At 44.6% G+C, this 13,663-nt stretch carries 9 protein-coding genes; 2 read left to right on the plus strand and 7 right to left on the minus strand.

Features of this window, described 5'->3' with window-relative positions:
• Window positions 1-72 precede the first annotated feature (72 nt).
• The gene (locus AB3G73_RS01470) at window positions 73-327 is read left to right on the plus strand and encodes a hypothetical protein (protein WP_148366079.1); all 255 of its coding nucleotides are present in this window, start codon (window positions 73-75) and stop codon (window positions 325-327) included.
• Window positions 317-658: a type II toxin-antitoxin system RelE/ParE family toxin gene (locus AB3G73_RS01475; protein WP_099146391.1), complete on the plus strand. Its 342-nt coding sequence runs from the start codon at window positions 317-319 to the stop codon at window positions 656-658. The genes AB3G73_RS01470 and AB3G73_RS01475 overlap by 11 nt, the downstream gene beginning before the upstream one ends.
• A 9-nt stretch (window positions 659-667) precedes the next feature.
• Here the strand turns inward: AB3G73_RS01475 and AB3G73_RS01480 are convergent, their stop codons facing one another.
• The 7 genes from AB3G73_RS01480 to AB3G73_RS01510 all read right to left on the minus strand — a co-directional run bounded on the left by AB3G73_RS01480 (window position 668) and on the right by AB3G73_RS01510 (window position 13,577).
• The gene (locus AB3G73_RS01480) at window positions 668-1,327 is read right to left on the minus strand and encodes a response regulator transcription factor (protein WP_148366081.1); all 660 of its coding nucleotides are present in this window, start codon (window positions 1,325-1,327) and stop codon (window positions 668-670) included.
• A gap of 89 nt (window positions 1,328-1,416) precedes the next feature.
• Window positions 1,417-2,007, minus strand: a complete 591-nt coding sequence (locus AB3G73_RS01485; RefSeq protein WP_148366083.1) for a DUF4251 domain-containing protein — start codon at window positions 2,005-2,007, stop codon at window positions 1,417-1,419.
• 67 nt (window positions 2,008-2,074) lie between these two features.
• Window positions 2,075-3,502 (minus strand): Na+/H+ antiporter NhaC, encoded by a 1,428-nt coding sequence (gene nhaC / locus AB3G73_RS01490; protein ID WP_148366085.1) that lies wholly within the window; start codon window positions 3,500-3,502, stop codon window positions 2,075-2,077.
• Between the two features lie 156 nt (window positions 3,503-3,658).
• Window positions 3,659-4,093, minus strand: coding sequence for a hypothetical protein (locus AB3G73_RS01495; RefSeq protein ID WP_367742008.1), 435 nt, complete (start codon window positions 4,091-4,093; stop codon window positions 3,659-3,661).
• Window positions 4,094-4,140: 47 nt separating this feature from the next.
• Complete coding sequence (locus AB3G73_RS01500) at window positions 4,141-5,316, minus strand: MFS transporter (RefSeq protein ID WP_367742012.1); 1,176 nt, start codon at window positions 5,314-5,316, stop codon at window positions 4,141-4,143.
• 26 nt (window positions 5,317-5,342) lie between these two features.
• Window positions 5,343-7,811: a penicillin-binding protein 1C gene (gene pbpC / locus AB3G73_RS01505; protein ID WP_367742016.1), complete on the minus strand. Its 2,469-nt coding sequence runs from the start codon at window positions 7,809-7,811 to the stop codon at window positions 5,343-5,345.
• A gap of 135 nt (window positions 7,812-7,946) precedes the next feature.
• Window positions 7,947-13,577, minus strand: a complete 5,631-nt coding sequence (locus AB3G73_RS01510) for an alpha-2-macroglobulin (RefSeq protein ID WP_367742020.1) — start codon at window positions 13,575-13,577, stop codon at window positions 7,947-7,949.
• Window positions 13,578-13,663: the final 86 nt, after the last annotated feature.

A 13,663-nucleotide genomic window follows, 5' to 3' on the forward strand; every position in this document is an offset into this window, starting at 1 on the left:
GTGAGGATTCGATAATCAGGATAATTTTCACTACTTTTGTTTCGTAGAATAATAAATAAAGGAGGATTGCTTATGACAACGATGGAATTGAAAAGTCTGAAAATGGACTTGGTGGAGGAACTCCTGAGTTTGAATGACAAAGAGATGCTCAATCGGGTGAAGAACTATTTGAAACGACTTAAGAAAATGGAAGCAGAAAAAGAAATGGAAGAAATCACAAAAGAGGAGATTCTTGCAGGGATTGATGCAGGACTGAAAGAGGTAAAACTTTCTATGGATGGCAAGTTGGAATTAAAGAGTGCAAGGGAGTTTTTGAATGAACTATGAAATAATAGTTAAGCCAACGTTTCAGCGGGAAGCTAAACGATTGGCAAAACATTATTCTTCTTTTAAAGAAGATTTTGCTTCATTGATTGATGAGTTGGAACAGAATCCGCAATTAGGTACCGATTTAGGTCATGGCTTGCGCAAAGTCCGCATGAAAATTACTGCGAAAGGGAAAGGAAAAAGCGGAGGTGCAAGAGTTATCACTTTCACTTTGGTTGTTTCCCAGCAAGATGCAATTTTGAATCTTCTCTATATTTATGATAAAGCAGACAGGGCTTCTATATCAGACAAGGAAATAGAACAACTTTTGAAACAAAATGGCTTGAAGTAAAGCGTATAATCAGATATAGTATTCGGCTAAATCCACAATCCCTGCCCTCATCGCATATTTAGTAGCCTCGTGCACATTATTCACTCCCAATTTACGAAAGATATTCTTACGATGGCTGTTGATCGTATGGAAACTAAGATTTTTCTCTGCAGCAATCTCTTTCGTCGTTTTTCCTAATGCGATTTCTTTTAGGATATTCTTTTCTGTTTGCGTCAGCAGATGGTCGTCCATGTTTGACGCTACCAGCGGGGAAGAAGCTCCCGAAAGCAGCAGATTGCTGACATGATTGCAAATATACCGTTGTTTGCGGGTGGCGCATTGAATGGCGGTCATGATTTCTTCTTTTGAGTTATCTTTCATCACTACCCCGAAAGCCATGCTGCTGAATAATACCTGACGGAGAAAGTTCAGACTCAGTTCATCGGAGAATAGAATCCAGTCGGCTTCCTTGAATCTTTCCTGCAAGACAATCAATTCATCTGCCCCGGCAAAATTGAACAAGGTATAGTCCAGTATAATCACTGCTTGCGGATACAATCGTAGCTGCTGAATCAGTTCAGCCTTGTTGTCAGCTTCTAAAAGGAGGGACACCTCCTTTTGTTTACTTAACAGGAACATCATTCCCGCCTTACTGATATCCTGATTGTCTGCAATGATAAATTCTCTCATAAGCCATGCTGAATAAAAAAACTCCGCTACAAATGTACGCATTTTGCGCGATTTGCAGCGGAGTTATGATAAGATTCTTAAGATCCGGATTACCAGGAACGTCCTTTGAAGATATTTGACTGGTCAAGCGGAACGATATTTCCGTTCAACGTCAGGTTATTGTTGTTGAAGTTCGGGCTGATACTAACCGAAGCAGTATTGTTTCCGCTGCTCATATTAATAAATACTTGAGCGGAGATGCCGATACCCTGAACACTGAATGAGCAGTTCACATTTCCTTTTTTGTCGATATTCATCTTCATATCCGAAGAATTACCATCCACTGTCACACCACCGATTCCGTTAGGACCCGGGTAAGGAGTATTGAAGGCAGTCTGTACGGTAGCTCTGTTGCCGTTCATCAAGACGAAGTTGGTGTTTGAAGTAACGAATGCACTCATACCGTTACGGAAAATAACCTGATTGGCTTCCAGTACAAATTGCTTGTTCTTCAAAGCCTGCACAGCTTGTTGATAGGCTGCCATGTCCTGCACCTCTTCTTCGGCACGGAGTTTTGCTCTCTCTGCATCTCTTTCTGCTTTTCTTTCTGCGCGGCGTGCTGCTGCGTTACTTTCTTGTGCATACATCATTGTGCTTGCACTCACTAATACTAATGCTAATAATGCAATAAACTTTTTCATAACTTTTTTTTGTTTAGGTTTAATACGTTGTTCGTTTATTGCAAAAACAATGTGTATGCCAGATTGTTCACGAGCGTCGTGCAATTTTATATCCGATGGCTGCCACAGTGATACTCATTAAGGGGCTGATAATGTTGAAAAAACAATAAGGGAGATACACAAGTGTGGGTACACTCAAGATAGTGGCTTGGGTCATTCCACAGCTGTTCCACGGGATCAATACGGATGTAACGGTTACTGCATCTTCCGTCGTGCGGCTTAGTAAGCAACTTTCATATCCTTTCTTGGCATAAATATCGCGAAACATATTTCCCGTCAGAATAATACTGATATATTGATCGGCAGTGGTCAGATTAAGAAACAGCCCGGAACAGACCGTCGCACTGACCACGCTGACTGTTTTCTTCATAAAGCGCACAAAGATAGAAGTGATACTTCCCACCATGCCGCTTGCTGTCATTGCTCCGCCGAAACACATGGCACATAGTATCAGCCAAATCGTATTCAGCATTCCTGACATGCCACGTGTGGCAATTAAATCTGTCAGAACGGCATTATCCGTGTGCAAATTTGTCTCTCCGTAGATAGTCATCATTAGTCCTTTGAACAATGAATTGAATCCGGAAGCGGCGACTCCTGAAATTTCCTCCACTAAATCAGGCTGAAAGATCAAAGCAAAAACAGCTGCCAACAGGGTGGACAGGAACAGCGTAACGATAGACGGCACTTTCCGCGCTATCAATATGCCGGTTACTACGGGAACTATCAACAGCCACGGAGTGATATGAAACTTTTCATTCAGAGCTGCTGCCACTTCTGCGATGTGCTGTGTATTGTTGGCATCATGAGAGAATCCCGCTACGGTGAAAATAATCAGTGTAATGACAAGAGATGGAACCGTAGTAATCATCATGTAACGGATGTGACGGAACAGGGGAGTGTCTGTGATGGAAGAAGCCAGAATAGTGGTTTCGGATAAAGGAGATATTTTATCTCCGAAGTATGCCCCCGAAATAATGGCTCCGGCAATCCAGCCGTCTTCAAAACCTTGCGCCTTTCCGATACCCATCAGAGCGATACCGATGGTAGCAATGGTAGTCCATGAGCTCCCGGTCATAACGGAAATCAATGCGCAGATGATGCAGGTAGATGCCAGGAAGAAACTGGGATGGATAATTTGCATCCCGTAGTAGATTAGCGTCGGCACTACTCCACTAATCATCCAGATCCCACTCAACGCACCGATGATTAATAGAATAATAATAGCTGTCGCCACTCCGGCAATATTGTTGGTTATGGCAAGCTCGTAATCTTTCCAGGGAATTTTATAAAACACCATGCCGATAAGGATACAAATAGCTGTAGTGGTGAGCAGTGACACTTGGCTTCCGCCGCTTAGGGCATCGCTGCCAAATGTGCGGATAGTGGCAAACAATAATAACACCAGTACAATGATCGGTATCAATGATACGAGGGGCGAGGGAGCTTTCTTCATGTTGATTCTTATAACCTTTTATTTATTTTCCGGCTACTGTTTTGTTTATAGCCGCGCAAAGATACAACAAAAAAGGATGAAATCTTTTGCTTCAAAACGTCAGGCAATAAAAATTATTATAAGTTTGTATTTGATCGGAATATGTATAAGCCCGGCTCAATTGGCGAAAGTCTTACGTCTTATCCACCAGTAGCGGATGAAAAGCCCTCCCGTCAGGATGAGGGCAATGGATAATCCGGTATAGAAAACGGAAATGAACGTTTCGGGCAGAAGGTGGAAGCTACGTATGGTAATTCCCAGAGAAATCATGAAGATCATTGTAATCCAGCTTTTCACATCGAAAAAGGAAAACGGGCAATTTCTGTGTTCTTTCTTTTGTTCGATTCGCTGGGTATGTTTATAATAAAGTCTTCTGAACACCAGAACGAAGAATAACAAGAAAACAATGGTAGCTTCTCCTATTTTGAACATCCAATCTTGGGAGGTGTTTAACCATGTTACAATTCCTATTCGCAGAATATTGGCACCGGCTATAATCCAGACGACACCGGCTGTGATAAGTAAGATTTGTCTGTTAACTCCGTATTTCATTGGCTTATTTTATTGTAATAAACGGTTTGACCGTCTGTTTTGTTGACTTACTTCTTGTAGAAAGTCGTAATTAATAAAGAAATCCCTGTTAAAACGACTCCGGTACCGATCACTCCGTGCCAACCATACAGTTGCCAGAAGCTGCCCGCCAGAAATGTTCCCATCGAACCGCCAATAAAGTAAGTAGTCATGAAAACTGTATTGATGCGGTTCGAAGCGCGCGGGTCCAGTTCGAAGATACTTGTCTGGTTGCTAAGTTGGATACATTGCATCCCTATGTCAATGATGATGATTCCGGCAATGATACCAATAAAGGTGTTTTCACCGATGAAGAACAGTAACCAGGCAAAGAGAATCAATCCGCAGCCGATAAAGTTGAAGCGGCGTACACCGACTTGTTTTACATATTTTCCAACAAAAGAGGCAGTCAATGCCCCCGCCACTCCGCAAAGTCCCAGCATACCAATGACGTCGCTGTTGGCAAAGAACGGAGCTTGTCCCATTTTAAAAGCCAGACAAGACCACATGGCGAGGAGGGAGCCGAAGTTCAATGCCGCCCGGATGGAATAAATCCGTAGTTGCGGATATTCTTTCACTAAGGCTAACAGGGATTTCATCAGGCCGCTATATTTCCCCTGAAAGTTGGTCTGAATGTCGGGAAGGACTTTTAGCACAACAATGGCACAGATAAGCATCATGCCTGCAGCGATGTGATACATTTCCCGCCAGCCAATCAGTTCACCGATAAATCCGCTGACAACCCGTGAAGCCAGAATACCGGTCAGTAATCCAGATAAGACAATTCCTACATTCCTGCCTTTATTTTCCGGACGGGAGAACTGGGCGGCTATCGGAATGAATATTTGCGGAATCATCGAACAGACTCCCGTGAGGAATGAAGCGATAAGTATCAAATGAAAATTGTGCGTCAGGGCAATGGTCAATAGGGAGAATATCAGAACGGTGAAGTTGACCAGGATGATTTTCTTACGCTGATATAAATCTCCCAGAGGGGTGATAAACAATAATCCTGCCGCATAGCCTATTTGCGTGACCATGGCAATCAGGTTAGTTCTGAACTCTGATATGCCAAGTTCATGGCGTATCATATTTAATAGCGGTTGGATATAATAGATGTTGGCTACCGAGACACCGGCCACAATAGCAAGTGTCCAGAGGATAGATACCGGTAGTCCACCGTTTTCTTTTAATGGCTGTTTCATGCGGCAAAGATAATAAAATAAGATGTTTATTCGATGAAGAAAGTGGTGGAAACTGTGTTACCTTCTCCGTCTACTGCCGTCAGGGAATGTTTGCCGGGAGCAGGTTGCAGGGAAACTTTGTGGAAATCCTGTGTCTGTGTCTGATAGGTGTCGTCGAGATGCCAGAAGATAGTGGCATTGGGATTGCTGTGTGCCAGTTCCACCGTGATAAAGCCTTTGCTGCCGTCCAGTTGCTTGGGCAGCTTGATGTGGGCGTTCATCGGAGGGTAGATGAACTGCATGGGTTGGAAAGAATCTTCTCCACAGCCGGCTTTGAAAGGTGGCAGCGGTTTATATTCCGGATGGTGCTGTTTATAGTACCATTCCCATACGGGTGGCAGGGCAAACCATGATTGCTGAATGGTAGGTTCTGTGTTTGCACAGTTTTCATAGATGCGGTGGCTTTCGTCGGCGGATAGTGTGACGAGATGATGGTAAGGACAAGCCTCTGTCCGTAATCCGACGGGAAGGATCAGTATGGTGTCGGTTTCTTCACAGAAACGTCCTTTCAGATGACCGGATTGACGGCATATCTCTGCATCAACGAAAACTCCTGTGGGACGTTCGAACCAGGGTGAAGATGGGAGATAATTGAATATATCGAATAATACGGGACCGGCCGTTTGTGCGCCGACCAATCCGGGTTTTCCTTCTCCGGTTGCATTTCCTACCCATACGCCTACTGCATAGCGGGGAGTTACGCCAACGGCCCAGGCGTCACGGAATCCGTAACTGGTTCCGGTCTTCCATGCGATAGTCTGCATGGAAGGAATTGATTTCCAGTCAATCTCTTCAGGCCGGTTGACTTCTGTTAAGGCGGAAAGGGTGAGCCAGGCTGCTCCTGCCGAAATAACTTCTTCTGAAATAACTCCTTCTGGAATAACCTCTTCAGAAATAGCTCCTTCTGCTATTATTCTTTCTGATATAGCCTTTTCCGAAGTTGTCTTTCTTGAAATTGTCTTTCCTGAAGTAACTTTTCTTGAATCATCTCTTCCCGAAACAGTCTTTTCTTCTGTTCCCAGTAGTATCTGTACTTCCTTTTCTTGGGGAAGATTGTTGGAATGATTGTTGGAGAGGCTTCGTCCCATTTGTGCATAGGCATTCGTTACATCCCATAAAGTAGCTTCAGCGCCTCCTAAAATGAGTGATAATCCGTAATGGGAAGCTGATCGGTTGATAGTCTTGAATCCCATTTGTTGCAGCATGTGATGAAATTTGGGTACTCCATACCTTTGTAACATGGTGACAGCCGGGATATTCAATGAGCGGGCAAGAGCTTCGGAAGCGGGGACGGCTCCTTCAAACTGCATGCTGAAGTTTTGTGGAGTAAAGCCGTTGATGTTGACGGGTACGTCCGGTAACAGCATTTGCGGTAATAGACTTCCTTCCTGTAGCATGGCACTATAGAGAAAGGGTTTTAAAATACTACCTGTACTTCTGGGAGCTTGAATCACGTCTACTTGATTCCCCCCTTGTTTGCGGTCGAAATGTACATTTCCGCAGTATGCTACCACTTGATTGGCGGGAATGTCTATAATTAGGATAGCCAGGTTACGGATATCACTTCGATTAAATTCATTGCTCCACCGTTCCGCCAAACTCTCTATATGGGTTTGTATTCCTTTATCAATGGTTGAGCGGGTATATAATCCGTTTCTTTCCTGATAGAAGCGGGTAACCAGATGTGGGGCTGTTTGAGGAAGAGGATGTGGTTCGTCGGGTAACGGTTCGCTAATAGCCAGTTCATAGGTGGACGCATCAATAATCTCTTCTTCAAAAAGTTGTTTCAATAGACGGTTGCGTTTGGAAAGAAGTGTTTTTCGTCCTTTGGATAGATGAATCATGGCGGGGGCATTGGGCAGGACAGCCAGCATGGCTGATTCCGCCCATGATAAATCTTCGGCAGAATGACCGAAGTAACGCCAGGCAGCAGCATCCAGTCCTACCACATTTCCTCCGAATGGTGCATGAGAGACATACATGGATAAGATTTCCTCTTTGGAAGTCCGGAACTCCAAACGGGTAGCCCAGATCATTTCAATGACTTTCTCTCCGATAGTTCTGGGTTTGTTCCGGGCGAGACGGATGGTCTGCATGGTAAGGGTGCTACCTCCGCTTACAACACGTTTATTCTTTAAATTCTGATAGAGTGCCCTTCCGGTAGATAACGGATTAACTCCCCAATGGTGGTAAAAGTGTTTATCTTCAAAGGTAATAAGGCATTGCTTGATTTTATCAGGTGTTGTCTTTCGGGGAGGAAACCGCCATTGACCATCCGAAGCGATACGTGCTCCCAGTAATTCTTTGTTTCGATCAGTCACAACGGTGGAGTAGGGTACATGAAACAGTTGCCGGGGAAGACAAAATATGTACCCTATCATCAAAAGAGCAATGCTTATTGTCATTACTTTCTTAGTGACAGATAATCGTTTGAAGAATTTATATATCGGGTTCATTTAAATGTTAAAAGCTAAGAGACATATCTTTTTGAAACATGATTAGGGAAGAAATAATTAGGCACGGATTACACGGATTTCACGGTTCTACTCGTTAACCAAAACCGCGTAATCCGTGTAATCCGTGCCTAAAATTTATCGACTGACAGTTGTTCTTCCCGCTTTGCTGCGTGCCTGTACGTTTACATCATACATTGCTTCACATTGAACGGCAGGAAGAATAAAGTTACCTGCATAAGTCGCTTGCAGTCTGACAGTGAATACTTTTGTTTCACCACGACGCAAATTGAAATAAGTCAATACCCTGTCATCGCGTATATCCAGATAATTATATTTGCTGACGGACTTACCGGAACCGTCGGCTGCTACGCTTTCCGTTTCGGGGGCAACCATTCTTTCGTTGTATATTTCCCAACCGGACGGTATGATATGCGTCAGTGCCAGATTGGTGTAGTCGGAAGTTCCGCTAATATTGGATATGGAGGTGATAGCCATAAAGTCAGTTCCCTGTATAATATCATTGACAGAGATCGGTGTACCGTTCAGGTTGGCATATCTTATATCCATGCGAAGATTGTCGCTGATGGCCGGTAATGTATCGTTCAACAACTGTGTGCGTGTGATAAGGTCTACGCTAAGCGCTCCTTTTCCTTGATTTTTCACAGCAATCATACCGGATTTGGGAGTGGTGGCTATTTCCTTCTCAAACACAGCCTTAGCTGATTTCACGGCAGGTTGTTGTTTGTCGTTCCATGTCCATACGAAATCCAGTGTGCCTGACAGCTTTTCGGCCAGACGTCCCATTGCCATAAGAGCAAAAGCGGTGGATTGGGTACTGAACCACTCCTCTTGTGACAGATTCTTTGAAACGACTTTTGCCTGCTGCAAAGCATCCCGTTCCCGGTTCATCAGGATCAGTGTTTCCAGAATCATAGCTTCATCACGGTCGGAGGAACCGTAAATCTGATTCATGGAAGAGTAGGGGCTTACTGTTGTTTCCGCATTATACACCAGTTCTTCAGCCGGTTTCATCTTTCCGGTCAGTGCATAGGTTGCTGCCAGTCTCCATTTAGCCTGAATGGATAATCCTGCCTGTTCTTTCATCCGGTTCATGGCACCATATTCCGGTGCTCCTGCCAATGCAAGCGTATATAAACGGAAAGCCTGTTGCAATTCCGACTGCCATTGTTGCCAGCCGCTTGCATCCTGCGGCATCCGCCAGTTTTGTGCGGCAGCACGTTGGAAACGCTTCCACTTATTCAGTACGTTCGAATGAACGGCGTATCCTTTTTCTTGTGCCAGTGTCAGGAACATTCCTGCATAAGAACTGATCCATTCGTCGGCAACAGCATTTCCCGGCCAATATACAAATCCGCCATTGGGAAGTTGACGACCATAAATCTGCCGGATAGCTTCCTGTACATTTGTCTTTATCTTTTCGGCTTCTATCTTATCTATTGTTTTGAATTGACCGATAAACAGAAGAGGCAAAGCCTTGGAAGTCAACTGTTCCGTACAATGGTGCTGATAGTTGTATAAGAAGTCGAACCGGCGGCTGATGTCAACCGAAGGTATGCGTGATACTTCCAGCTTTATCTGGTTATTTGCAGAAGAACTGCTTAGATTGTATGAAAGTTCTTTGCTTTGTCCGGCTTCTACCCATTGACTGTTGCGCAGGGTTACTACCGGATTCGGGTTGCGTACTTCTATTTCAATGGTTTCTTTCGTTTGTTGTCCGCCACCATTGGCTGTCAGATGGATGGTAGCCTTTCCTGTTTTGCTACCTGTTTTTAAGGTAAAGAACACGAGCTGGTCACCCGGTTGGCTAAATTTGAGCGACTGTTGGTTGGCCCCTACAATCTGTACTCCTCCACCGGATGCCTGAAGTGATACGGTTACATTCTTCACTTGATTTTCCATCGCAAAGATATTGACCGGAACGGTGATTTCTTCCTGAATGCTAAGCACACGGGGCAAGGTGGACAACATCATTAACGGAGTCCGTACAAAAGCCGTTTTTTCCGCATTGCCATACGCTCCCTCTTGTCCGGCAACCACCATGGCACGTACCGAACCCACATACATCGGAAGTTTCAGCGTATGCGTCTGGCTCTTACCTTTTCCCAGATAGAAAGGACCTACAAACTTGACTACCGGTTTGAAGCGGTTTGCTTTTGCATCGGCAGGCTTCAATGTCGCGTCGCCACCCGTACTGAAAAGTGAACTGTAACTTCCGGCGGAAGCTCCCAATACATTATCATACATATCCCATGTCCGGATGCCGAGTGCTTCGCGTGAATAGAAATCATTCCATGGGTCCGGGGTCTTGAAATTGGTAAGATCCAGCAAACCGTCGTCTACAATAGCTAATGTATAAGTCATCGGTTTTCCGGTCTTTTCGCTGACGGTCACATTGAAGTTGGTTTCCGGGCGTAACACTTCCGGCATCTGTATCTGCGGTTGTAACACCGTCTGACTGTTAGTCACGAATACCGGAACGACGCCATACATACGGATGGGCAGGTCATTGACTGTTTGCGCATGAGGCTGTAACAAACTGATATGCAGATATACATTCGGAGTCATCTCCGGTGTAATCTTGAATGTATATTTCGTATCTCCTCCGTTGGAAACCTCTATCCATTCTTGCCGTAATACGGTAGAACCGTTTTCTATGGATACCAGTGCACGTCCTCCCGCTGCTGCAGGAATGATTGCTGTGGCTGTTTCTCCTATTTCATAAGAGTCTTTGTTCAGTGAGAAAGCAAGCATCTTGATACCGCTGGGATCAGTCTTGCTCGAACGTCCCCGCCATTCCGGCCAGTCAACATAAACTGTACCTCCGGTGGCATGTCCACTCTCTTTATCTTTCACGTAAACCAGATAGCGTCCCCATGACGGATAATCGATACGGAATTTGAAAGATGCTTTTCCGCCTTTTGTCTGTAAATTGCCGCTGGCAACAGGAGTGATGGAACTATTGTTGATATACGTTCCGAAAGATTCACCACTGTTTTCCCACCACCAACTCCAGCCGATGCGGTATATTTTGTATTCCAGATTAGAACTGTTCACTAACTGTCCCTGCGTGTTTACAGTTACAATATCGAATACATGATCTTTGTCAGTTTCAATATATTTGCCTTTCGGCTGGTTCAGATTGATACCGACATAAGAGGTGAATGGTGAGAATGGAATCGTTTGAGTGTAGATGCTGGCATCTCCTCCCGGTTCGAACACGCGGGTGGTGAAAGTAGCGTTCAGCATACCCGGCGCTTCCGTTGCGGTCGGAACTTTCAGCATGACGTTTGCTTTTCCTTCTGCATCCAGTGTGCCGTCAAATATATCTGTTTTGATAGTCGTGAAATCCGTAGCCGGATTGTTAAAGATATATTGTCCGTAATTCTTGAACTGTGTATTCACTTTCGATAAAGACATTTCTACTTTGGCTTTCAGTTTGGAGGCAGTTGCTCCTGTCAGCCAAGTTGAAGTGAGTGGGGCATAGAAATCCTTGTCCGTGGCTTGAAGAACCTTCGGCAATGCCAGATTTATTTTCAGGCGGTTGGGTTTTATGGTTTCGATACGCAGACCTTTGTGGAAGGTGGTTCCTCCCACCTTGATATACGCATTCCAAAGCCCGGTCGGGTCTGTTGCCTGTGTCGGAACGTCGAATGTATAGAATCCGTTCATTCCTTGTGTTGAAATCATTTTCGTGTAGAACTGTCCCCTCGGATTGTAAATCTCCAATGCTACGGGATGCTTGTCGGGGATTCTCTTTTCGCGGTCTTCCAATATAAAGGAAATATGCAGCGTGTCTCCCGGGCGCCATACCCCTCTTTCGCCATATATGAATCCTTTCAGTCCCTTTTGGATATCTTTTCCTCCCACGTCGAATCTGCTGACGGATTGTTCTTCACCGTCCACAACGCGGACGTATGCCTTTTGCTTTTCCGATTCAGCCACAATTATGAAAGGCACACCGTTCGGAGTGATTTCAACGAATCCTTCCCCATTGGTTTCTCCTTTCCCTATGGGTTGTAACTGGAAGTTATACGCTGTTACCTGTGCTTTCCCTATCGGCTTTGTATCCAAAATATTACTGACAGCAATCCACAGTTTATTCAGTGAGTTCCGTTTTACAATCATTCCCAGGTTGGAAGCAAAAACGTTGCAGGCTGCTATCCGGTCTGAATTCATGTAATAAGACGGATGACAGGGATTGTCGCGTTCCGTCCATCGGTATACACTCCAGTCCATTGTTCCGCCATTGTAATAATAGTAGGCTTCGGGGGTATTCCAGATTGCTTCATCTTCTTCGGACAAGACACTTCCACTTACTTTAGTCAGTCCGTCGGAGGTGCTGCTGTCGGCGAATTTCATATCCTGATTCTCGACTCCTCCACAAGGATAAGCGGAGTATTCCTGACGGAATGAAAGTATTACACGATAGATGGCACCCGGTTCCTGATGGATTAATCCGGCAAGGTCTATCGAGTAATCTCCCCAATGATGAATGTCTTTGGAAGCATCTTTGGCAAGCCATAACGTTTTCTTGTAAACCAGTCTGCCCGAACGGCGCAGCTCATTGGCCGAGGCCAGTGAATTGGTTTGCATAAACATCAATACATTGTTCTCGAAAATGCGGATCACGCTCAAATCCACAGCATACAGGTTGACAGCCCTGAAAGGAATAATCAGACTTTTCGAATCGGGCAGGATAGCGGCGGTAGTAGACATTTCCACTTGTGGTTTCAGGCTCACTTCACTGAATGAGATCGTATGGGAAGTTCCCAACGCTTTACCTTGACTGTCTTTGACTCCTTCATGGATATTCAACGTCAGTTTATTTTGTGTGTTTGCTTCGAAATAGATAAAAACTCTGTTCTCGCTGATTTGGAAGATCGATGAGGAGATTTCCGGGATCTCAATCAGTCCTTTTAAATCTTGAGTAGTGGATAGGGGAGCGGAGAAAACAATCTCGATTCCGTTTTCCGGTTGGTCGATGCGTTCGGCAGACATAAAACGAAAACAATCTTTCGCCGGTATCAGTACTTCTTCGCTTTGTTTACGGTCGATGCCGGCCGGGTTGCCGTTGGCTGTGATAGTCAAGGGGTAATCATCAGCTTCTCTGGGGATTTGTCTGATACTAAACAAATACCGGGTATGATTGTCGGTTGCGGTGACTTCCACCGGATAACTCTTTTTCCCGTCACTGGCAGTCAGCATCTTTTCTACCTCTTCCTTTTTCACTACGTCGCTGAAACGTATCTCTCCTTTAATATTTATCTCATTCGGTTGGGTAGCTGTAATCGGTAATGATTCCAGTTGCAGGGTGAAGTTACGTTCCTGTACACGGAATGAGAAGTTGAACTCTTTCAGCTTTTTCTCTACTTCGATAAAGTCTCCGAGCCGGAAAGTTCCTTCGTAAAGTGTTCCCGGTTTCAGCGCTCCTTCTTCAGGCACAAATTCAATGGTATTGTTGCTTACCCAATATGCTTTTCCCTTTAATGAAGGTGAGAAACTGAATGGGTTGCTTTTTAACTCATTGTTCAGATCCACCATGGGTTGGTCGTGGGTCAGTTCTATACGTATGGTCGAATTTTGCGAGATGACTCCTCCCGTATATGCGTTTACATACGGTGCATAATCGGCAGAAGGAATGATGTCTTTTTGAGTGCGTGTGCATGAATATAGGCCCACAGTTATCATGATGAGCAAAAATAGTCCGGTAGCACTGATGCTACGTGTAGTCTTTGTTTGTCCCATAGCGAGGAGTTTTTTTATAGTTCAACGAACAAATATACAGTTTTTATGCTAAATCCTTTGTTATTCTGATTATTTTTGCAAGTTCT

The sequence above is a fragment of the Bacteroides sp. L008 genome (assembly GCF_040812255.1).
Classification (GTDB): domain Bacteria; phylum Bacteroidota; class Bacteroidia; order Bacteroidales; family Bacteroidaceae; genus Bacteroides; species Bacteroides vicugnae.